Source organism: Paenarthrobacter sp., from assembly GCF_031180005.1.
In the GTDB taxonomy this organism is placed as follows: domain Bacteria; phylum Actinomycetota; class Actinomycetes; order Actinomycetales; family Micrococcaceae; genus Arthrobacter.
The window spans coordinates 75,710-97,276 of the sequence record NZ_JAPSHI010000006.1; the positions used below are offsets into that span (position 1 = coordinate 75,710).

The 21,567-nt window shown below is 61.8% G+C and carries 22 protein-coding genes and 1 tRNA gene; 12 read left to right on the forward strand and 11 right to left on the reverse strand.

What is annotated here, in order from left to right; all coding sequences use genetic code 11:
* Positions 1 to 19: 19 nt before the first annotated feature.
* Positions 20 to 1,105 carry an EamA family transporter RarD gene (gene rarD, locus RIF72_RS06485; RefSeq protein ID WP_309074033.1) on the reverse strand — a complete coding sequence of 362 codons (1,086 nt, stop codon included), beginning with the start codon at positions 1,103 to 1,105 and terminating at the stop codon, positions 20 to 22.
* 116 nt (positions 1,106 to 1,221) lie between these two features.
* On the opposite strand from rarD, the gene RIF72_RS06490 reads away from it, so the two are divergent.
* The 6 genes from RIF72_RS06490 (at position 1,222) to RIF72_RS06515 (ending at position 8,902) form a co-directional block, all read left to right on the forward strand.
* Positions 1,222 to 2,655 carry an FAD-dependent oxidoreductase gene (locus tag RIF72_RS06490; protein ID WP_309074034.1) on the forward strand — a complete coding sequence of 478 codons (1,434 nt, stop codon included), beginning with the start codon at positions 1,222 to 1,224 and terminating at the stop codon, positions 2,653 to 2,655.
* 89 nt (positions 2,656 to 2,744) lie between these two features.
* Complete coding sequence (locus tag RIF72_RS06495; RefSeq protein ID WP_309074035.1) at positions 2,745 to 4,088, forward strand: GAF domain-containing protein; 1,344 nt, start codon at positions 2,745 to 2,747, stop codon at positions 4,086 to 4,088.
* Between the two features lie 96 nt (positions 4,089 to 4,184).
* Positions 4,185 to 5,708: an aldehyde dehydrogenase family protein gene (locus RIF72_RS06500; protein ID WP_309074036.1), complete on the forward strand. Its 1,524-nt coding sequence runs from the start codon at positions 4,185 to 4,187 to the stop codon at positions 5,706 to 5,708.
* A 34-nt stretch (positions 5,709 to 5,742) separates the two neighbouring features.
* Entirely contained in the window at positions 5,743 to 6,765 is a 1,023-nt protein-coding gene (gene adhP, locus RIF72_RS06505; RefSeq protein WP_309074037.1) for an alcohol dehydrogenase AdhP, read from the forward strand.
* The gene (locus RIF72_RS06510; RefSeq protein WP_309074038.1) at positions 6,765 to 7,181 is read left to right on the forward strand and encodes a DUF779 domain-containing protein; all 417 of its coding nucleotides are present in this window, start codon (positions 6,765 to 6,767) and stop codon (positions 7,179 to 7,181) included. Before adhP ends, RIF72_RS06510 begins: the two co-directional genes overlap by 1 nt.
* Before the next feature lie 167 nt (positions 7,182 to 7,348).
* Positions 7,349 to 8,902, forward strand: a complete 1,554-nt coding sequence (locus RIF72_RS06515) for an amino acid permease (RefSeq protein WP_309074039.1) — start codon at positions 7,349 to 7,351, stop codon at positions 8,900 to 8,902.
* A gap of 83 nt (positions 8,903 to 8,985) precedes the next feature.
* Here RIF72_RS06515 and RIF72_RS06520 read toward each other — a convergent pair whose 3' ends face one another.
* From RIF72_RS06520 to RIF72_RS06535, 4 genes are all read right to left on the reverse strand, one after another.
* Complete coding sequence (locus RIF72_RS06520; protein ID WP_309074040.1) at positions 8,986 to 9,621, reverse strand: DUF2461 domain-containing protein; 636 nt, start codon at positions 9,619 to 9,621, stop codon at positions 8,986 to 8,988.
* Positions 9,622 to 9,753: 132 nt separating this feature from the next.
* On the reverse strand, positions 9,754 to 11,235 hold the full coding sequence (locus RIF72_RS06525) for a catalase (protein ID WP_309074041.1): 1,482 nt from the start codon (positions 11,233 to 11,235) through the stop codon (positions 9,754 to 9,756).
* A 14-nt stretch (positions 11,236 to 11,249) separates the two neighbouring features.
* Entirely contained in the window at positions 11,250 to 11,726 is a 477-nt protein-coding gene (locus RIF72_RS06530; protein ID WP_017199873.1) for a Fur family transcriptional regulator, read from the reverse strand.
* Positions 11,727 to 11,756: 30 nt separating this feature from the next.
* Positions 11,757 to 12,569: a hypothetical protein gene (locus RIF72_RS06535; RefSeq protein WP_309074042.1), complete on the reverse strand. Its 813-nt coding sequence runs from the start codon at positions 12,567 to 12,569 to the stop codon at positions 11,757 to 11,759.
* Between the two features lie 199 nt (positions 12,570 to 12,768).
* Here RIF72_RS06535 and htpX point away from each other — a divergent pair, with 199 nt between their 5' ends.
* Positions 12,769 to 13,638 carry a zinc metalloprotease HtpX gene (gene htpX / locus RIF72_RS06540; RefSeq protein ID WP_017199870.1) on the forward strand — a complete coding sequence of 290 codons (870 nt, stop codon included), beginning with the start codon at positions 12,769 to 12,771 and terminating at the stop codon, positions 13,636 to 13,638.
* A 78-nt stretch (positions 13,639 to 13,716) separates the two neighbouring features.
* On the opposite strand, the gene RIF72_RS06545 is transcribed toward htpX, so the two are convergent.
* Positions 13,717 to 14,208, reverse strand: coding sequence for a YajQ family cyclic di-GMP-binding protein (locus tag RIF72_RS06545; RefSeq protein ID WP_017200185.1), 492 nt, complete (start codon positions 14,206 to 14,208; stop codon positions 13,717 to 13,719).
* Between the two features lie 182 nt (positions 14,209 to 14,390).
* On the opposite strand from RIF72_RS06545, the gene RIF72_RS06550 reads away from it, so the two are divergent.
* Together RIF72_RS06550 and RIF72_RS06555 are read left to right on the forward strand one after the other, a co-directional pair.
* Complete coding sequence (locus tag RIF72_RS06550; protein WP_309074043.1) at positions 14,391 to 14,657, forward strand: hypothetical protein; 267 nt, start codon at positions 14,391 to 14,393, stop codon at positions 14,655 to 14,657.
* Positions 14,658 to 14,785: 128 nt separating this feature from the next.
* Positions 14,786 to 14,867 (forward strand) — tRNA-Tyr (locus RIF72_RS06555).
* 392 nt (positions 14,868 to 15,259) lie between these two features.
* Here RIF72_RS06555 and RIF72_RS06560 read toward each other — a convergent pair.
* Positions 15,260 to 16,018, reverse strand: coding sequence for an ion channel (locus RIF72_RS06560; RefSeq protein WP_309074044.1), 759 nt, complete (start codon positions 16,016 to 16,018; stop codon positions 15,260 to 15,262).
* A 37-nt stretch (positions 16,019 to 16,055) separates the two neighbouring features.
* Positions 16,056 to 16,277, reverse strand: coding sequence for a hypothetical protein (locus RIF72_RS06565; RefSeq protein ID WP_309074045.1), 222 nt, complete (start codon positions 16,275 to 16,277; stop codon positions 16,056 to 16,058).
* Between the two features lie 175 nt (positions 16,278 to 16,452).
* Here RIF72_RS06565 and RIF72_RS06570 point away from each other — a divergent pair, with 175 nt between their 5' ends.
* Positions 16,453 to 16,998 carry an acyl-CoA thioesterase gene (locus RIF72_RS06570; RefSeq protein ID WP_309074046.1) on the forward strand — a complete coding sequence of 182 codons (546 nt, stop codon included), beginning with the start codon at positions 16,453 to 16,455 and terminating at the stop codon, positions 16,996 to 16,998.
* Here the strand turns inward: RIF72_RS06570 and RIF72_RS06575 are convergent.
* Positions 16,995 to 17,792 (reverse strand): ABC transporter permease subunit, encoded by a 798-nt coding sequence (locus tag RIF72_RS06575; protein ID WP_309074047.1) that lies wholly within the window; start codon positions 17,790 to 17,792, stop codon positions 16,995 to 16,997. The two genes, RIF72_RS06570 and RIF72_RS06575, sit on opposite strands and share 4 nt — an antisense overlap.
* Positions 17,785 to 18,783, reverse strand: a complete 999-nt coding sequence (locus RIF72_RS06580; protein WP_309074048.1) for an ABC transporter ATP-binding protein — start codon at positions 18,781 to 18,783, stop codon at positions 17,785 to 17,787. The genes RIF72_RS06575 and RIF72_RS06580 overlap by 8 nt, the downstream gene beginning before the upstream one ends.
* 229 nt (positions 18,784 to 19,012) lie before the next feature.
* Between RIF72_RS06580 and RIF72_RS06585 the strand changes: the two genes are divergently transcribed.
* On the forward strand, positions 19,013 to 19,390 hold the full coding sequence (locus RIF72_RS06585; RefSeq protein ID WP_091469153.1) for a co-chaperone YbbN: 378 nt from the start codon (positions 19,013 to 19,015) through the stop codon (positions 19,388 to 19,390).
* Positions 19,391 to 19,520: 130 nt separating this feature from the next.
* Here the strand turns inward: RIF72_RS06585 and RIF72_RS06590 are convergent, their stop codons facing one another.
* On the reverse strand, positions 19,521 to 19,799 hold the full coding sequence (locus RIF72_RS06590; protein ID WP_024817673.1) for a putative quinol monooxygenase: 279 nt from the start codon (positions 19,797 to 19,799) through the stop codon (positions 19,521 to 19,523).
* 83 nt (positions 19,800 to 19,882) lie between these two features.
* Here RIF72_RS06590 and RIF72_RS06595 point away from each other — a divergent pair, with 83 nt between their 5' ends.
* Positions 19,883 to 21,559, forward strand: coding sequence for an AMP-binding protein (locus tag RIF72_RS06595; protein ID WP_309074049.1), 1,677 nt, complete (start codon positions 19,883 to 19,885; stop codon positions 21,557 to 21,559).
* Positions 21,560 to 21,567: the final 8 nt, after the last annotated feature.

A 21,567-nucleotide genomic window follows, 5' to 3' on the forward strand; every position in this document is an offset into this window, starting at 1 on the left:
CGCACCGCAGAAGTGCGCCTCACGAGCCAGCAGCGGCCAAGCGGGCCTGCTTTTTGAGTACCGAGTTCTTCCGTGTTGCCCGAAGCATGTCGATTGTCAGCAACACCAGCGCCAACCACACCACGCAGAAACCGATCCAGCGGGCAGTGGTCATCGTCTCGTTGAACACGGTCAGCGCCACAACGAACTGGAGCACCGGTGCGAAGTACTGCAGCAAGCCGATGGTGGTCATGGGCAGACGGCGGGCTGAGGCGCCGAAGAACAGAAGTGGTACGGCCGTGATGACACCGGAAGCCACCAGCAGCCAGAAGTGGCCCGCACCCAGCGTGGTCAGAGTTTCGACGCCGGTTACAGCGAGAACAACCATGGTGATAGCGGCAAAGGGGGCCAGCACCACAGTTTCCACACTGAGGCTCGTGAGTGCGTCCACCTTGGGCCCCACGCGCTTCTTCACGAAGCCGTAAAGCCCGAAGCTGAAGGCCAGGATCAGCGCAATCCAGGGTAGTTGCCCATAGGAGAACGTCAGGACGCCCACGGCCACGAAGCCTATGCCCACAGCTGCCCACTGCAGGGGACGCAGCTTTTCTTTGAGGACGAAAACGCCGAGCAAAACCGAGACCAACGGGTTGATGAAGTAGCCCAGCGACGTCTCAACGGCATGGCCCGTGGTGACCCCGAAAGTGTAGGTGAGCCAGTTGATGGCGATGAGAACTGCCGCCAGCGCCAGAGGACCGAAAACGCTGCCATCTTTCACGGCCGCCCAGAGTGTCTTCCAGGCCCGCGTGATGGTGATGAGCAGCGCACAGAAGAGCAAGGACCAAACGATCCGGTTCGCCACGATCTCGATTGCACTGGCAGGCATGAGGATGAAGAAGTACAGCGGAAGCAGGCCCCACAGGCCGTAAGCGCCGATACCGAACAGGATTCCCGCCGTCGACTCGCTCCGCACGGGCTTGCTGCGCGATTTAGCAGGACCGCCTGTACCTCCACCGCCGCCCCCGACCGTCGTCGTCGTTGGCTGGTTTGAAGAGGGAGAGTTGGCAGCTATCTGTTCCGGAGTCGACACATTGTCGCCAACACCACCTGCGCGCGCAATATTCCGCAATCTTTAGCAATTTCCGTGACTCCTGCCATATAGGCGGTCCGGCGTAGGGTCGACATCTAGAATTGGAATCTGCGCGCCCCAACAACGGCGTGGCTCACTGCTTCGGAAGGGTATCGGTGTCCAACTCAGCCGCAACAACCCCCAATCGTCCGCTTCGCGTTGCGATCGTTGGTGCAGGACCCGCGGGCGTGTACGCCGCGGACATCCTGACGAAATCGAACGAGGTCAAAGACGGGCATGTGGAGGTCAGCATCGATCTTTTCGAGGCATATCCGGCACCGTATGGTCTGATCCGTTACGGCGTGGCGCCCGATCACCCACGGATCAAGGGGATCGTGAACGCGCTGCACAAGGTGTTGGACCGCGGCGATATCCGCTTCCTCGGCAACGTGACTTACGGCAAGGACCTTACTCTCCACGATTTCCGTGCTTTCTACGACGCCGTGATCTTCTCCACGGGTGCCATCAAAGACGCTGACTTGAGAATCCCCGGCGTCGAGCTGCAGGGCTCTTTTGGCGGCGCGGATTTCGTTTCCTGGTACGACGGACACCCTGACGTTCCCCGGGATTGGCCCTTGGATGCCAAGGAAATTGCCGTGATCGGCAACGGCAACGTGGCATTGGACGTGGCCCGCATGCTGGTCAAACACCCCGAGGAACTCCTGGTCACCGAGATCCCGGACAACGTCTACGCGGGGCTCAAGAAGTCGCCGGTCACCGACGTTCACGTCTTCGGCCGCCGGGGCCCTGCCCAGGTGAAGTTCACGCCTTTGGAGCTGCGCGAGCTGTCCCACTGCAAGGACGTGGACATCGTCCTGTATCCGGAGGACTTCGAGTTCGACGAAGCCTCGGATGAAGCCATCAAGACGAACAACCAGATCAAGACCATGGTCAACACCATGACCAACTGGCTGGTGGAGGAGCACGCAGAATCGGAGCAGCCGTCGTCGCGGCGCCTGCACCTGCACTTCCTGCATAGCCCCGTGGAGATCCTCGACGCGCCTGAGACGCCCGGCAAGGTCTCCGGCATCAAGTTTGAGCGCATGCAGTTGGACGGAACCGGCAACGTCAAGGGCACCGGCGAGTTCATCGAATACCCCGTTCAATCCGTCTACCGCGCCATCGGCTACCACGGTTCCCCTTTGGAGGAACTTGAATACGATGCGCGCCGCGGCGTCATACCGAACGACGGCGGTCGCGTCCTGGATGCCGACGGCAAGCCCGTCCCGGGAATTTACGCCACGGGGTGGATCAAGCGGGGACCGGTGGGGTTGATCGGGCATACGAAGGGTGATGCCCTGGAGACCATCGGCTTCCTCCTCGAGGACAGGCTCAATCTGCCCCCGGCGGAAAACCCGGACCCCCAAGCCATCATCGACCTCCTTGAGGAACGCGGCGTCGAATACACCACGTGGGAAGGCTGGAACAGGCTTGACGCCCACGAAGCCGCCCTTGGTGCTGAGTGGACCGCCGGCGAAGATAACGGTGTGGTCCGCGAGCGCATCAAGGTTGTGCCACGCGAGGAAATGATCCGGATCTCCCGAGGCTGACATTCATCTCCACCCGAACTAGACTTCTCGGTACCGTCCCGCCCACCACATGTGCAGCGCACTGTAATTGCGGACTACCAGGGAGTTCGATGAGGAATCCAGTCCATCCGCCGGTTCCGGGCAGCGATGCCGCGGAGCTGTTGCAGAAGCGTGCCCTCACGGGCCACGAGCGTCTGGACTCCTTGCGCCTCGGGATGCCTGAGGACATCGTCGGATTGCGCCGGTTGGTACGAGAATCCTGGCAACGCTCGGCAACTCTGCAGGCCAACCCGGACGTGGCCGAGGCGCCGCTCGCAATGGACCGCGATGAGCTTGAGGAGTACCGCAGGCAGCACCCCTTGGCCACGATCATGCCGGTGATCAAGAAGCTTTTGGTTCAGCCCAGCCATGACAGCGGCCTGTTGGTGGCAGTGGGTGACGACGTCGGCCGGCTCCTGTGGGTGGATGGCGATCCTGTGATGCAGCGCCGGGCCGAAGGCATGATGTTCGTCGCCGGTGCCGACTGGTCCGAGGCCTCCGTGGGGACCAGCGCACCCGGGACTGCGCTGGCCTTGGACCGCAGCATCCAGATTTCAGGGGCGGAACACTTCAAGCGCTCCGTCCATCCTTGGAGCTGTACGGCGGTTCCTTTTCACGACCCCGACTCCGGTGCCGTCCTGGGCGTTGTGGATATCACTGGCACGGAAACTGCCGTCGCCGCGCACACCCTTTCGTTGGTGGAGGCTACCGTTGCCGCCGCCCAGGCGCAGCTCCGCATTGAACGACTGACGCTCGCCGCCGCCGTCAAGGACAAACCTCGACGCCGGAGCGCGGTCGCTGCCTCTGGTCACGCGCTCTACCGGAACAGTCTCCAGTTGTTGGGCCGTGACCAAGCCCTGCTCAGTATCAACGGACGGACGGTTTCCCTGTCTGCCCGGCACAGCGAAATTCTTGCCATCCTGAGCAACCACCCTGCCGGGCTCAGCGCTGAAGACCTGTGCACGCAGCTGTATCCGGGCGACGGCTCCAACGTGACCCTGCGGGCGGAAATGGTGCGGCTCCGCAAAGTCATCCAGGATCTCAGCCCGGAGGCGGTCCCCGGATCCCGTCCTTACCGCCTGCCGGTTGAGCTGTTGCCCGACTCCGGCCAGGTCCTCAGCTGCCTCCAGCGCGGCGCCCACCGCATTGCCCTGGAAATCTACAAAGGCGGGCTCTTGCCACGCTCGGAGGCGCCCGGCGTCGTGCAGTTGCGCGAACGGGTCTCGCACCTGCTGCGCGAGGCGCTGCTCAGCGACGGCAGCGTCGATTCGCTCCTCAAGTACGCTGAGCTGCCCGAGGCGAAGTACGACGTCGACCTCCGCCTTGCCGTCCTGAAGCTGCTGCCGCCGCGCTCACCCAAGCGGGCCGCCGTCGTGGCTGACCTTGAACGGATCGAAACGGAACTCAAAGCGTGAGCTGACTCACACGGTTGCAACGTAGCTGCAACCTCCCCGCTCCTAGGCTCGGATCAACGGCGACAGCCACCGTGATTCGCAGCAAAGGAGCTAGCAATGACCGTTTATGCACAGCCAGGTGCCGAGGGTTCCAAGGTCACCTTCAAGGACCGCTACGAGAATTGGATCGGCGGCGAGTGGGTTGCCCCGGTCAAGGGCGCCTACTTCGAGAACATCACCCCCGTCACGGGCAAGGCCTTCTGCGAAGTTGCCCGCGGCACCTCCGAGGATATCGAGCTGGCGCTGGACGCCGCCCACAAAGTGGCACCTTCCTGGGGCAAGACCTCCGCCACGGAGCGCGCAGCCGTCCTGAACAAGATTGCCGACCGCATCGATGAGAACGTGGAGCTCCTGGCGGTCGCGGAAACCTGGGACAACGGCAAGCCCGTCCGCGAAACCCTCAACGCCGACATCCCGTTGGCGGCCGACCACTTCCGCTACTTCGCCTCAGCCGTCCGTGCGCAGGAAGGCCACCTCTCCCAGCTGGATGAGGACACCACCGCCTACCACTTCAAGGAGCCGCTGGGCGTTGTCGGCCAGATCATTCCGTGGAACTTCCCCATCCTCATGGCCGTATGGAAGCTGGCGCCGGCACTGGCAGCCGGCAATGCCGTGGTACTCAAGCCCGCCGAGCAAACGCCCACGTCCATCCTGGTCCTCATGGAACTCATCGGCGACCTCCTGCCGGCAGGTGTGGTGAACGTGGTCAACGGCTTCGGTGTTGAGGCTGGAAAGCCGCTCGCTTCAAGCTCCCGGATCCGTAAGATCGCTTTCACGGGTGAAACCACCACCGGCCGACTCATTAGCCAGTACGCGTCCAACAACCTCATTCCCGTCACCTTGGAACTCGGCGGCAAGAGCCCGAACATCTTCTTCGACGACGTCGCGGCGCAGAACGATGCCTTCTATGACAAGGCCCAGGAAGGTTTCACACTCTTTGCCTTCAACCAGGGCGAGGTCTGCACCTGCCCGTCCCGTGCACTGGTTCAGGAAGGCATCTACGACTCCTTCATGACGGACGTCGTTGCCCGGACCAACAAGATCGTCCAGGGCAACCCGCTGGACACAGAAACCCAGGTTGGCGCCCAGGCCTCGAACGACCAACTGGAGAAGATCCTGTCCTACATCGACATCGGAAAGCAGGAGGGCGCCAAGGTGCTCACCGGCGGCGCCCGGGCCGAGCTTTCCGGTGTCCTCGCCGGCGGCTACTACGTCCAACCCACCATTTTCGAGGGCCACAACCGGATGCGGATTTTCCAGGAAGAGATCTTCGGCCCGGTAGTATCCGTCACCAAGTTCAGCGATTACAACGACGCCATCGGCATCGCCAACGACACCCTCTACGGTTTGGGTGCCGGAGTATGGTCGCGCAACGGAAACGTTGCCTACCGCGCGGGCCGGGAAATCCAGGCCGGCCGCGTGTGGGTCAACAACTACCACGCCTACCCGGCAGGTGCCGCCTTCGGTGGCTACAAGTCCTCAGGTATTGGCCGTGAGAACCACGCCATGATGCTGGACCACTACCAGCAGACCAAGAACCTCCTGGTCAGCTACAACGAGAACAAGCTCGGCTTCTTCTAAACCAGTCCTGTTCACCGATCAAAGGAGATCGTCAATGTCCACAACCATGCAAGCTGCAGTAGTTACGGAATTCGGAACCGACCTTACAGTCAAGGAGGTGGAACGCCCGACGCCGGGTCCCGGCCAGGCGCTGGTCCGCGTCATAACGTCGGGGGTTTGCCACACAGATCTCCACGCCGCCGAAGGCGACTGGCCGGTCAAGCCGACACCACCCTTCATTCCTGGCCATGAAGGAGTGGGCGAAGTTGTGGCCCTTGGCGAGGGCGTCACGGACGTTGCCGTGGGCGATCTTGTGGGGAACGCCTGGCTGTGGTCCGCCTGCGGAGACTGCCAGTATTGCCGCACCGGTTGGGAAACCCTGTGCGAGTCTCAGCAGAACGGTGGTTACAGCGTTGACGGCTCGTTCGGCGAGTACATGCTGGTTGACACGCGCTTTGCTGCCCGCATCCCGGAAGGCTCGGACCCGGTGGAAGTCGCGCCGGTTCTGTGTGCCGGGGTCACGGTCTACAAGGGCCTGAAGATGACCGAGGCCAGGCCTGGTCAGTGGGTCACCATCTCCGGCATCGGGGGACTGGGGCACATCGCCGTGCAGTATGCGGTGGCCATGGGGCTCCGGGTCGCGGCAGTGGACATTGCCGATGACAAGTTGGCACTGGCCCGCGAACACGGCGCCGAGTTGACCGTCAACGCCTTGCATGAGGATCCGGCAGAGGTCATCCAACGTGAAACGGGTGGCTGCCATGGTGTCCTGGTGACAGCGGTTCACCCTTCGGCGTTCGGCCAGGCGATCGGTATGGCGCGCCGTGGTGGAACGATCGTTTTCAATGGGTTGCCTCCGGGAGACTTCCCGGCGCCGATCTTCGAGATCGTCCTCAAGGGCCTTACGGTCCGCGGCTCGATCGTGGGAACACGGCAGGACCTCGAGGAAGCACTGGAATTCTACGCCCAGGGAAAGATCAAGCCAACGGTCTCCACCCGGGAACTCTCCGAGGTCAACGCGGTCTTTGACGAGATGAAGCACGCCAAGATCGACGGCCGAGTGGTCCTGAAGTTCTGATGGACGATGCCGGCTTGGAAGCCGCGGTGACGCTGCCCGGGGAGGATTTCTCCCGGGTGGCGCTCACCACGGCGTCCGTGGAACTCCTCCGCAAACTCCGGGACCAGCACGGGCCACTCATGTTCCACCAGTCGGGTGGTTGCTGCGACGGCTCTGCACCCATGTGCTATCCGGCGGGGGAGTTCCTGACAGGCGACTCCGACGTCCTTCTGGGCCGCTTCGATATCGGAGCCGACGGGGAGCCGCAGCCCTTGGAGTTTTGGATGTCCAAGGAGCAGTTCAACTACTGGTCCCACACTCACCTCACAGTCGATGTGGTTCCGGGACGCGGTAGTGGATTCTCGGTGGAATCACCTGAGGGCAAACGGTTCCTGATCCGTTCCACCCTCATGGACTGGGATGTGCCAAGCGTTTAGGGACCCATAACTGGTGTGACGGGGGCTACCCGCGTCCGTCACACCAGCAACAGCTGTCACGGGGTTTCGTGGTTCGTCTCACTATCTGGGATAAATATGGCCGTCCAAGGGCCGGACACTATTCTTGATGAGTCCTATACCACTCCCATCCAGAATGTGGCATTTTTATGAACATTTTCAGGACCAAGTCGATCGAGCAATCGATCGCCGATGCCGACGAGCCCGGGCGAAAGCTGAAGCGCAGCCTCAGTACCTGGGACCTGATGATCATGGGCGTCGCCGTTGCTGTCGGCGCCGGGATCTTCTCGGTTGGAGCCAAGGCTGCCGCAAACTTTGCCGGCCCTGCCGTCACCATCTCCTTCGCCATCGCCGCTGTCACGTGTGCTTTGGCCATCATGTGCTACGCGGAATTCGCTACAGCGATCCCCGTGGCAGGCTCCGCCTACGTGTTCACGTACGCCACCATGGGCGAAGTCCTCGCGTGGATCATTGGCTGGAACCTCATCCTTGAACTCTTCACCGCTGCAGCCGTGATCGCAAAGTACTGGGGCATTTACCTCAGTACGGTCTTTGGCCTGATGGGTGTGGAAATGCCCCCGTCAATCCAGGTGGCTGGTGTTGATCTCTACTGGGGTGCCTTCCTCATCGTCGCAATCTTCACCGTCTTGCTGGTGCTGGGGACAAAGCTGTCCGCCCGCGTTGGCAACGTCTTCACGCTGATCAAGATCGCCGTGGTGCTGTTCGTGATCGTTGTTGGCTTCAGCTACGTGAAGTTCTCCAACTACACCCCCTTCATTCCTGCCTCCGAGCCCACCGATTCCGGTGTCGCCGACGTCATGAAGCAGTCCTTCTTCGGCTTCCTCACCGGCGCTGCTCCGGCCCAGTACGGAACACTCGGCGTCTTCGCCGGGGCAGCCCTGGTGTTCTTCGCCTTCATCGGCTTTGACGTGGTGGCAACCTCCGCCGAAGAGGTCAAGAACCCGCAGAAAACCCTTCCCCGCGGTATCTTCGGCGGCCTTGCAGTGGTGACGCTGCTCTACATCCTGGTCTCCCTCGCGCTGACCGGCATGGTGTCCTACACGCAGTTGGCCGAGGTAAAGAACCCCACGCTCACCACAGCTTTCGAGGCGGTAGGCAACACTGACGCGGCCAAGATCATCGCGTTCGGTTCCCTGGTGGGCCTGACCACCGTGATTATGGTGCTGCTCATGGGCCTGTCCCGCGTGGTCCTGGCCATGAGCCGCGACGGCCTCCTGCCCCGCTCGCTGTCCAAGACCAGCGAAAAGCGCTCGACGCCGGCCCGGTTGCAGATCATCTGTGGTGCGGCTGTAGCCCTGGTAGCAGGCGTAACCAAGGTGGACTTGCTCGAGGAAATGATCAACATCGGAACGCTGTCCGCGTTCGTGATGGTGAGCGTGGGCATCCTGGTGCTGCGTAAGAAGCGCCCGGACCTCAAGCCCGCTTTCCGGGTCCCGTTCGGCAAGGTCCTGCCGTGGGTATCCGCAGTCCTCTGCTTCTACCTCATGACCAACCTGGCGGTGGAAACCTGGATCTTCTTTGCGATCTGGCTGATCATCGGCATGGCCATCTACTTCGCCTACGGCCAGCGGCACTCACGGCTCAACGAAAAGTTCGCCGCAGCCAAGGCCTCCGTGAACGGTGCTCCCGAAAGCTCCAAGGCCAAGGGCGACGAGGACGAGGACTCCTTCACCAAGGTTTAGACCAATGTGAGTAGCTTGTCGGACAGCTGAGTGATTTGAAGTACGGGACGCCCGGAAACCATAGGTTTCCGGGCGTTCCCGCGTTAGGGCGCCGCATGCCCACTGACCCATTCAACGAGCGGCCGCAGCACTTCCCAACGCGCTGCGATCCGGTCTTTAGCCGCAGGGGTGGACAGCCAGTCCAGTTGCCCGATCTCCTCCCCGGCGGAAAGGGACTTGTGCTTGAGCAACTCAGCACGTGGATGGTCTTTGTCGAAACCCCGGGGAACAGTCTTGAGTTTTTCACCCTCAATCGCGAAGCCTGCCGCTGCCACCGAATCGACAATTCCCTGCAGCTCCAAACCGCTATCAGGAGCATCCACTGCGGCCCGGAAACGCGCCAGTTGGGCTGGCGTGTGGGAGTGGTAGCCGCCGCCGATCAGCAGACCATCGGCACTGATCTGGAGGTAGTATCCGACACCCTCCTGGCTGGCAGCGAACGCGCCTTGGGCCGTCTTGTACGGTGACTTGTCCTGGGAGAACCTGATGTCCCGGTTGGGTCGGAAGATCTTAGCCGGCCCGAACTGCGGCTCCAGCTCCGAAAGGAGAGCAGTCAGCGGGCCTTTCACCGCGGCGTCGTACGTTGTCTTGTGCTCCAGCCACCACTCGCGGTTGTTGTTCTCTTCAAGCTCGGCGTAGAAACGGAATGCGGCAGTAGGGATGCCTTCGAATGTGCTCATACAAGGATCCTAGGGACGCCGATGCCGGCCCAGCCATAGCGAACCAGGGCTATGTGGAAAACAAAAGGAACACCCCGCCGCGGAGAATATCCGCAACGGGGTGTTCCTGGAAATGCAGTAGAGCAGAGACACTTAGAGCTTGTTGGCTGCTTCGGCGTCGGACTCGGTCTGGCCTGCACCGAGGTTGGCGCGGAGCTTGGCACCGAGCTCGGAGTCAACGTTGGTCCAGTACTGGATGGCGCGTTCCTTGATGTCGGCGTGCTTCACGCCGCCGACGGCACCGGTGATGGTGTCCAGGAGGCGGGCCTTTGCGGCGTCATCGTAGACCTCGCGGTACAAGGTACCGGCCTGGCCGAAGTCGTCGTCCTCAGCGTGCAGGGTGTGGGCGGAGAGGGTGAGCTCGCCGTCGTTCTCCCAGCCACCGGCAGGTGAAGTCGGCTCAACAGCAGCCGGGCCACCCACCGAGTTCGGTGCGTATACCGGGGTGGAGGGGGAGTTGAACAGGAAACGACCCTGTCCGTCCTGGCTGTAGTTGTTGACCTGGTTCTTCGGCTGGTTCACCGGGATCTGTGCGTGGTTGGTGCCCACGCGGTAGCGGTGTGCGTCAGCGTAGGAGAAGATGCGGGCCTGCAGCATCTTGTCCGGCGAAGCGGCAATACCCGGTACGAAGTTCGACGGCGCGAAGGTGGCCTGCTCGATCTGCGCGAAGTAGTTCTCCGGGTTCTTGTTCAGCTCCATGGTGCCCACGTGGATCAGCGGGTAGTCAGAGTGCGGCCAAACCTTGGTGAGGTCGAACGGGTTGAAGCGGTACGTCTTGGCGTCCTCGTAAGGCATGACCTGGACGTGCAGTTCCCAGGAGGGGAAGTTGCCGTCGGCAATGTTCTCCTGGAGGTCGCGGATGTAGAAGTCCGCGTCCGAGCCGGCAAGCTGTTCAGCCTGGTCGCCGGTGATGGTCTTGACGCCCTGGTTGGACTTGAAGTGGTACTTGACCCAGAAACGTTCGCCGGCGGCGTTGATCCACTGGTAGGTGTGCGAGCCGTAGCCCTGCATTTCACGCCAGGAAGCCGGGAGGCCGCGATCGCCCATGAGCCAGGTGACCTGGTGTGCGGACTCGGGGGAGAGGGTCCAGAAGTCCCACTGCATGTCAGCGTCACGCAGGTGGCTGCCCGGGAGGCGCTTCTGGGAGTGGATGAAGTCCGGGAACTTGATGCCGTCGCGGATGAAGAAGACGGGGGTGTTGTTGCCAACGAGGTCGTAGTTGCCCTCGGAGGTGTAGAACTTCACGGCGAAACCGCGGGGGTCGCGCCAGGTGTCGGGAGAACCGTTCTCGCCTGCAACGGAGGAGAAACGGATCAGCATGTCCGTCTCAACGCCCGGCTGCAGGAAGGCTGCCTTGGTGTAAGCCGAAACGTCCGAAGTGGTCTTGAACGTACCGAATGCGCCGCCACCCTTGGCGTGCACTACACGCTCCGGGACCCGCTCGCGGTTGAACTGCGCGAGCTTTTCCACCAGGTAGTGGTCGGTGAGGATGATGGCACCGTCAGCGCCGACGGACTTCGAGTGCGCGTCGGAGGTAACGGGGGCACCTGACTGAGTTGTTGAAATGGCAGTCATTGTTCTCCTTTTTCTTATTTCTGAGTTACGGAAGTTACGGGAAGCTGTTGTTTGGACTGGCAGTCCTGACAGATGCCTTGGTAAAGGACGTCTGCGATCTGGATGGTCATGGGCTTGGAATTCTCATCCCAGTGCGGGGTGAGGCACGGTGCGTGTCCCACGGCGCAATCCACGTCCTCCACCTTGCCGCAGCTGATACAGACGGCGTGATGGTGGTTGTCACCCACCCGGGTTTCGTACAGCGCCGGGGAGTGCGGGGGTTCAAAGCGACGCAGCATCTGCAAGTCCGTGAGGTCGCTGAGCACTACGTAAACGGACTGCGCCGTCAGTTCAGGAAGCTCTTTGCGGGCAGCGGCAAGAATGCCTTCTGCCGGAGAATGCGGATGGTGCTGGACTGCGGCAAGCACGGCCAGCCGCTGTTTGGTCACACGCCGGCCGTGCGCATGCAGGGCGGCGGCCCATTCTGCTTGCTCGGCTGTGTGATCTGTCATGCATTCATTGAAACACTTATTTTGAGCAGTTCACAATAAGGCAAGGCTAACTTCTGGTGAACGGAGCAGATCCTCCATGGGATTTACGTCCTCAGCTGCGGATCTGCCCAGTGCATGGACCCGCAGAGCGGCGCCTGCTGTCTCGGATTCCAACGCCAGGCAACTGAAGCCACTGAGGCCTCCGGTCAGTGGAAGGGCGCCCAAGGTCGCAGCCATTGCCAGCAGTTCCACTGGCAGGATGTCACGGAAGTTCTCCACAGCCCGGACAGGTTCGATCACCGTATGGCGAGGTCCCGTTTCCACGGCCCGTACCAGCGGTGCGGATTCAGAAGAGGGCTCGCCCCCAGAAGAGGGCTCGACTCCAGAAGAGGGCTCGACGGCGGCGCCCGGCTCGGGTCCGGAACTCGCGTAGGCTTCGGGCCGGCTCAGCCGCAGCGCCTCACGGACCGCCGCGTCGGTGGCTTCCAGGTTGTGCTCAGGCTCGCCGGCACGACGGTGGGCCGGCAAGGAAAGCTGGGCACCCGGCGTCGTGGTTTCTCCATCCCAACGCCCGAAGAGGTGGAACGTGGGGGTTGAGGACTCGGCCACGGGCTCGCCTATGGCAGAGCCCAGCGGGTGCCAGCTGTGGGCGAACATCACCGAGAAGCGGCTTGCCCCCAGTACGTCGTGGAGGGCGGCGCGTGCCAGGTTGTGGCAGAAGAGCCAGTCGGACGCTGAAGCCTGCGCGAATTCGGTAGACGGATCGGACAGCCTGATCAAGATGTGCCCGGCCGTGAGGGGATGGCGCGGCCGGGCGATTTCCCAAAACCCCGAACGGTACAGCAATCGTCGCTCCAAGCCCATGTCAACTCCTTCCCCGGGGTGAGCCTACCAAGCAGTTCCCGCAGCAGGGAGAGTTGCTGGCCGGCGGTGTCACCCAGTTCCTGAGTGAAGGCGGAGTGTTGCTACTGGCAACGTAGGCTGACCACGGAACACCAGAAGGGGCGTCGGCGTTAATCCGTACAGAACCCCTGCAAGGCCGAGGAAAGCGACAAGAACAACCGTGCATAAACACAACAATGGACTCAAGACCGCGGCGCTCTTCGGTGTGCTGTGGGCGGTGTTGTTGGGTTTGGGTGCCATCATCGCCGCCGGGACGCGCAGCACCACACCCATCTGGATCATGGCACTGATTGGTGTGGCCACCACGGCCTACGGCTATTGGAACAGCGACAAAATTGCCATCCGTTCCATGGCCGCCTACCCCGTCACCGAGGCTCAGGCGCCGCAGCTGTACCAGATTGTTCGAGAGCTGTCCGCTCGTGCCAACAAACCCATGCCGCGGATCTACCTCTCGCCCACCATGACGCCCAACGCTTTCGCCACCGGACGCAATCCCAAGAACGCAGCCGTGTGCTGCACCGAGGGGATCCTCCACCTGCTCGATGCCCGCGAACTCAGGGGAGTGCTGGGACATGAGCTGATGCACGTGTACAACCGCGACATCCTTACCTCGTCGGTAGCTGCTGCGGTGGCCGGAGTGATCACCTCCGTGGGCCAGATGTTGCTGATCTTTGGCAGCGGGGACCGGCGCAATGCCAACCCTCTGGCCACCATCGCGATGGCCCTGCTCGCGCCTTTCGCGGCCTCACTGATTCAGATGGCCATCTCCCGTACCCGTGAGTTCGACGCCGATGAGGACGGCGCGGAACTGACCGGCGATCCCTTGGCGCTCGCCTCAGCCCTGCGAAAGATCGAGTCAGGCGTCAGCCAATTGCCGCTCCCGCCTGACCAACGGCTGGTCAACGCGTCCCATCTGATGATCGCCAACCCGTTCCGTGGCGGCGGCATGCGGCGCATGTTCTCCACGCACCCGCCCATGAAGGAACGGATCAGCCGACTGGAGCGGATGGCCGGGCGCCCACTGCTGTAACTGGCTTAAGCGTCGTTGGCCCGCTTTTCCGTGTTTGCTCAACAACGGAAAAGCGGGCCGGCAACGTGTCAGCAAATACTAGCTGCGGAAGTTCACAAACTGCAGGTCAGCTTCTTCGAACTTCTTGAGGATGTTCATGGTCTCCTGCAGGTCATCACGGGACTTGGACGTGACGCGGAGTTCGTCGCCCTGGATCTGGGACTTGACGGACTTAGGGGCTTCATCGCGGATGATCTTGTTGATCTTCTTGGCGATGTCCTGGGCAATGCCCTCCTTGATGGTGCACTCCAGACGGAATTCCTTGCCGGAGGGGAAAGGCTCACCCTGGTCCAGGGACTTCAAAGAAATGCCGCGCTTGATGAGCTTGGACTGGAAGACGTCCAGGACAGCCAGGACGCGGTCCTCTGAATTGGCCTTCATGAGGATCTTTTCGCCACTGAAATCAATTTCAGCACCGACGCCCTTGAAGTCGTATCGCTGCGCGATTTCCTTCTGGGACTGGTTGAGCGCGTTGGCCACCTCTTGCTTGTCTACCTTGCTTACGACGTCGAACGTGGATTCGCCTGCCATGACTCTCCTTAGGTTGGGGGCCCTGTGAGGGCGGGTTGGTCTGGCATCCAGCCTAGTACGGAAGGCGCGGGTTGGGGCCGTGGACTTCTTTCACAGTTCGCTCACAGCACATGCAGGGTTGGAACAGAGGCTCCTGGTTGAGAGTTGTACCAGTTGGAAGAACGCATCCACGGAGGATCAGCATGAGCAGCAAGGCCGCCCAGTCCATCAGCAAATCCGCATCTGCAGCAGCAGGATCCATAGGCACGGCTGCAGTTGCCGCAGCGAGTGCCGTAGCTGCCGCGGCTGTGGCGGCGTCGATCGTGCTGAGCCCGGTTCCCGACGCGGCGTCCCGGATGGACGGAGTGCATGCTGACCTCCTGCGCGCCGTGCAGCTCAACCAGATCACCGCTGAGCAAGCCGAAAAGTTCGAAGCGAAACTGGCCGGCCGGATCCTCGGGGAAACCTGAAATACCGCGAAATCCCGGGTGTCTGCGCCCGATTAGATTCTTCGCAGAAAGTTCTGTAAGGTTGTCTCTGCCTTCGGTTACCGGATCTAAAAGAAACGGTCTCCGGAAGTGATCTTCTTTTGAAGTTCGGCAGATTACCCGAGCGGCCAAAGGGGGCTGACTGTAAATCAGCTGGCAACGCCTACGGGGGTTCGAATCCCTCATCTGCCACCCAAGGAAAATCCCCGGAACCATTGGTTCCGGGGATTTTTTCGTATGCCCGGCTACTCGCTGCTGCTCGGGGTCTCTGTTACCGACACGCATATTCGCCCGGGCCACCCAGGTTCGCTGACGCCGCCCGGATCCGGGTGGCGCCGGTCTGGCTGGGTGGCCTCAACGAGTGCGGGTAGCCTCAGCCAGCGTCCCGGTCTCCGGGGTATATATGTGGCGTGGGCGGTGCGTGCCGGGAATGGACCGTTCCTCTGCCACCCACTTTGATGCTGGAATGTGGGAGGCGCGCCGCATTCGCCGGCATGTCGTGGCGCCACCGTGTTCAAAGTGGGTGGTGGCGGCACGGGAATCGGCAGGGAAGCGGGGATCCCGGATTAAGCCTCGTGCCCCTGTCAGCGGCGCTCCGTCACTTGCCGGAGCTCCGCGATCTCCATCCGCAGGGCCGCGATCTCTGTCACCAGATCGGCCATCTCGGCACGCACGGGTTCCTCGGCTGCGGTGGCCTTGGCTTCTGCTGCCGCTGCTACCCCCTCGGCGTTCTCCTCGATTCGTTGCAGGAGCCACGAAGCGATGGATGCCGTGACAATACCCAAGACAGCGATCCCGCTCATCATGAGGGCTGCAGCGACGATCCTGCCGATGGGGGTCACGGGGTAGAGGTCGCCGTAGCCCACGGTAGTGATAGTGGTGATAGCCCACCACGCTGCGTCCCCGAAAGTGACGATCTTCGCGTCAGGGGCGTTCTGTTCAACATCCAGCACGGCCAGCGCTCCGATGAGGATGAGCATCGCAGCTGCGCCTGCTACGTACGTGGCGACGCGTCCGCGCAGGGTTTCACCTACGGTGCGTTGCAGGACGGAGAGCAGCGTGACCAGTCGAAGCAGTCGGAGGGGCCGGAAAAAGGGGAGTACCACGATCAGGAGTTCGTGCAGGTTCCACAAGAACCAGCGCATCCGGTCTTCGGCAAGCCAAAGATTGACGAAGTAGTCCAAGGCAAAGATTCCCCACGTGATCCAGAGGGCAACCTCAAAAGGGACGGCCTCCGGGCCGCTGATGCGACCTATGACCTGCCACGCGTAGGCCGTGAGGAAAATCAGTGCCGTGGCCATGAGAGGCCATTCAACGAGGTCCCTGTATCGCGCTTGAGTCATACGGGAATACTAGCCACAGCGGAAGTACTCCACAGCTTCAGGCGGCCGGTGTCTCCAGCCAGTAGCCGTCCAAATGGTGGATCAGTTGGCGGCCCAAGCCGCCCTTGAGCTGGATCCACAGCGTGCTGCGGTCATTGGTCATGCCATCGATGGTTCCTTCGATGCGGTTCCCGCGTGCGTCCTGGAGGACCACGTCCTGGTGGCGGGAGAGTTCCGGCCAAACGTCGCCTTGCGGCTTGGCGGTTTGCAGTGTGCTCAAAGGGTCCCCCTTAGGTGTTCGATCAATATGAGTTTCAGATATTGTGCACGTCTTTCATGAACCGGCGGTAAACGTTAGTGCAATCGTTGTACATAAAGAGGCTTTGGGGTAAGGCCCGAGTCCATCATGCGGTCCGCATATTCCGTCCGAAGTTACCGACGGGTAACATTGAGGCATGCATCTGCTTCTTCGTACCCTCATGCTGCTGTTCACGTCGTCCAGGCGTTCGCCCCTGGGCGTCTGGGAAGAATCATCGCTGCCTTTACGGGTTCTGCCCACTGACATCGATATCGCGATGCACGTCAATAACGGCATGTACTTCTCACTGATGGACCTTGGCCGTTTCGACCTCATGGTCCGCAGCGGCATCTGGACAAGAATGCGCAAGCGGGGCTGGAGCCCGGTGGCCGCCGGTGAGACCATCGCTTTCCGCAAGTCGCTGCAGCTCTGGCAGCAATACACCATCGAAACCCGCATCATCGGGCTGGACACCAAGGCCATCTACTTCGAACAACGCATGGTGGTGGACGGTGAAATCTATGCACGGGCACACATCGCCACCCGGCTGGTCAACAAGGGTAAGCCTGTCACGCAGGAAGAAATCATCGCCGAGTTCGGAGCCCCGCCGGCTGACCTGGAACTGCCCGAGTGGATCCACGAGTGGCGGGAAAACAATGCACTTCCCGGAGCGCGTCGTCCGGCCCCGCATGTGTGGAGCTAAACCCCTACGTCGCGTCGCTGCAGTGCCACAGCCCCGAGCCCAATCAAGGCTAGCGAGATGCCGTACAGGCCTATTGCGGCTCCCCAATCAGCACCGTTCGCCACGGGTGAGTTACCGTACGCCCAGTGGTAGGGCGAAAGGTTAAGCAGCCACTCTACGTCCGGACTTTGCCGCCCCACCGCATTGAACACATATCCGAGGACGGCCACGGCGGCGCCCGCCGCGATCCCGTACACCTTTCGGCCACTGAGCGCTCCGGCGCAGAGCGCGGCTGTCCCGCTGAGCAGCGCCAAGGCGGCGAACAGCAGCACCGCCCCGGCGAGGTGTCCGACGTCGATTCCCAGTTGCGAGGGCCCGTTCAGTCCCAGCACCAGCAGGAAGACGAGCACCGAGAGCAGCGCGATACGAACCAGGATGGCCAGTGCACGCTCGAGGACCACCTGCACGCGGGTGACACTGTGGGCGAGCGTCAGCTCAAGCAACCCGGATTCCTCGTCGCCACCCACGGCCGCGGCGCCCCAGCCGACCGAGGCCATGGACATCAGCAGGAACCCGAGCAGCCCGAACATGGTGGCTTGGGTGTAGCCGGGGCCTGATGCGATTTGATCGTAGTTCAGGGCTTTGGTCATTTCAGGGGGAAGCGCGTTGATCATGTCCTCCATCTGCGTGCCTCCGATCGAGGGAAACAGGGGCAGATAGAGCATGCACGCCGCCGACAAGCCCAGTGCCCATGCCAATGTTGAACGCCACGAGTCAGCCAAGCCCTTCGTGAACAACGGGAGAATTCTAGGCACGGTGTGCTCCTTCCGCGCGGCGGCCCGAAGTATCGCCATTCCCGGCAGCTTGGCCCGTCCCTGGAGATTGGCCCGCGTAGAGAGTCAATACGGCATCCTCCAGATCGGGTTCCTCAAGGACCAGATCCGTCAGGTTCAGCCTGGACAGCTCTTGGATCAAGGGCTGTACAAGACCGGAGAGCGTTGCCGTAACCTCAACTGTTCCGGCGGCGTGACCGTCGGCCTTGAGCTCCCGTACTGCCACGTTGGCGACGCCGGGCACCCTGGCCAGCAGCGCGCCGACGTCGTGCGGTTCCGCTCCGGTGCTACTGAACCGAAGCTGCCGGACGGCTGCCGTCCTGAGCGCCTCCACGGTGGCGACGGTGACGATTTCGCCGTCGCGGAGGATGGCGACGGCGTCGGCGGCCTGCTGTACTTCGCTGAGGACATGCGAGCTCAGGAACACGGTGGCGCCCTCATCCACCGCTTCACGGACCATCGTATGGAACACCTGCTGAACCAAGGGGTCCAGGCCGCTGGTGGGTTCGTCGAGCACCAAGAGTTCCGGCTTGTGCATGAAGGCCTGCAGCAGTCCAAGCTTCTGTTTGTTGCCTTTGGAGAGCTTCCGGGTTTGGCGATCGAGGTCAAGGTTCAGCCGCTCGGCGAGCCCGTCGACATGCCGAGGCTCCACAGGCCCGCTGATTGCTGCGAAGTGCTCCAGTATGCGGCGGCCCGTGGTCCTGTCTTCCAAATGCAGTTCGCCGGGAAGGTAGCCGATCCTGCGGCGAAGGGCCGTGCCTGCCTGCCGTGGGTCCTGTCCCAGCACCGAGATGGACCCCGCGCTGGGCCTGATGATGTCCAGAAGGCAGCGCATGATGGTGGTCTTGCCCGCTCCGTTCGGCCCGATGACGCCGAACACTGTCCCGGGTTCCACCGCGAAGTCGAGCCCATGGAGCACTTCCCGGGCTCCGAATTTCTTACGCAAACCCTCGACGACGATTGCCTGGGTCACAGTGCATGCTCCCTTCCGGCGCTGGTGCTGTCTTGCTGTAAGGCGTCCCGGGCCTCGAACTCATCAAATCCTCTGCGTTGAACGCATGTTGCACACACTAAACAGCTGTTCAACCGGGATCAAGGGACTGCCGAAAACGGGTGGTTCGGCGTTTATTCCCGGTGACGCGGGAAGCGAACAGGGCCACCCTCCACGGGACATCGCCACGTGGGTCGCGTACCGTGGAAGGATGGCTACAGTTGACATCACTGGAGAACAGTTCGCATCGACCATCGAGGACAATGACATTGTCCTGGTGGATTTCTGGGCGGCTTGGTGCGCCCCGTGCCGTCAGTTCGCCCCCACGTATGGGGCAGCTTCAGAGAAGCACACTGACGTCGTGTTCGCGAAGGTAGACACCGAAGCTGAGCAACAGCTCGCCGCCGAAGCCGGGATCACTTCCATCCCGACGCTTATGGCATTCCGCGAGAAGGTCCTGGTCTTCTCGCAGCCTGGAGCCCTCAACGGCCCGCAGTTGGAGCAGGTCATAGAGGCCGTGAAGGGTCTGGACATGGAAGAGGTCCACGCCCATGTAGCCAAGGCACGTGCAGAGGCTCAGGAAAACTAAGACTAAGCGGCGGCTCGAAACATCGAGCTCGCCGGGACGCATCGAGGTCGCCGAAATTCCGGCGACCTCGATGCGTTTAAGGCGTTCTCACAGTCTTGCAGCGATTTCGCCGTACTGAAGCGGGGAGAGCCTAGAGCCGTTCGAGCTTGACCGGCTCGGCGAGCAGCGCGCTGAGGGACTCGTTCAGGTCCTGGACGGCGATGCCCTTGGAATGCTTCTCCAGAAGCTCCTCGGATTCCCAGCGCTCAGTCAGGACCAGCTTCTCTTCGGTGGCCTCGGTCAGTTCATAGCGGATGCAGCCGGGCTCGTTGACAACCTCGTCGATCGCGATTTCCAAAGCGAGCTTCACTCGGAAGAACTCGCCTTCGTTGGGGATGAACGTGGCCTGCAGGTCAATGGGTTCACTCATGGCTTCAACCCTACCGGCAGGACACGGCGCCGCTGGAGGCGGTTACGGTTCTGTTGCGCGCCGTCCCTTGGTAGCGTTCCGTCATGTTGTCCTACACTGCCGGAGACACTGACGTCCCGCTCCTCGAAGAGACCATTGGCGCCAATTTTGAGCGCATCGCGGCCCGGTTTCCCCTGCGGGACGCGCTCATCGAAGCGGCAGCGGTGCCAGGCGGTGACGCCCGCCGCTGGAGTTACCAAAAGCTGAACGACGACGTCGATCACCTCGCCCGCGCGCTGCTCGCCATGGGTGTGGCCAAGGGCGAGCGAATCGGCATTTGGAGTCCCAACTGTGCCGAGTGGACCATTCTTCAGTACGCCACAGCCAAGATCGGTGCGGTGCTGGTCAACGTGAACCCGGCCTACCGGAGCCACGAGCTGGAGTTCGTGCTGAATCAGAACGGCATGCGAATGCTGGTGGCAGCGCCATCGGATAAGAACAGCGACTACGTGGGCATGGTCAGGGATGCGGCCCGTAACTGTCCCGACCTCCGGGAGATCGTTTTCCTCCCGGGCGAGCCGGAATTGGGACTCACTGCGGGCGTTCCGGAAGCCAACCACGAACTCACGTACGCCCAACTCCTTACCCTGGCAGACGGCGTCGGGCTTTCAGCGCTTCGGGATCGCATGGACGACCTTGACCCGCACGATCCCATTAACCTGCAATACACCTCCGGCACCACTGGATTCCCCAAGGGTGCCACGTTGACACACCACAACATCCTCAACAACGGACACTCGATCGGCCGGCTCCTGAACTACACCGAGCATGACCGGGTGGTAATCCCAGTGCCGTTTTATCACTGCTTCGGAATGGTGATCGGGAATTTGAACGCGCTGAGCTTTGGGGCAGCAACCATCATTCCGGGTCGCGGTTTCAACCCGTCGGCGGCGTTGGAAGCAGTTCAAGACTTCGGCGGGACGTCCCTCTACGGTGTGCCCACCATGTTTATTGCCGAGCTCGCACTGGACGATTTCAACTCCTATGATCTCTCCACGCTGCGCACCGGAGTCATGGCCGGTTCCCTTTGTCCCATGGAGGTGATGCGCCGGGTCATTGATGAGATGCACATGGTCGATGTTGCCATCTGCTACGGCATGACCGAGACCTCGCCCGTGTCCACCATGACCCGGGCGGGGGACACCTTGGAGCAGCGCACCAGCACGGTAGGCCGGACAATGCCGCACCTTGAAAGCCGCATTGTTGACCCGGGTTCAGGCGAGGTGGTGGAGCGCGGCGTCATCGGTGAGCTTTGCACGCGCGGTTACTCAGTGATGCAGGGCTACTGGGGCCAACCGGACAAAACGGCGGAGGCAATCGACGCTGAAGGCTGGATGCACACCGGTGATCTCGCCCGCATGGATGTGGACGGCTACGTGGTGATCGAGGGCCGGATCAAGGACATGGTGATCCGCGGTGGGGAGAACATCTACCCGCGGGAGATCGAGGAATTCCTGTATCTCCACCCATCCATCCAGGACGTGCAGGTCATCGGCGTTCCCGACCGGAAGTACGGAGAAGAGCTGATGGCTTGCATCATCCTCAAGCCCGACGCTGAGGCTCTGACCACCGAGGACCTGGCGGAGTACTGTCGAGGGAAGCTGGCCCACTACAAAATCCCGCGCTACATCGACGTCCGCGAGTCCTTTCCCATGACTGTGTCCGGAAAGGTACGGAAGGTGGACATGCGCCAGGAGGCGGTGTCCCGGCTGCACCTGTAGCTGACTGA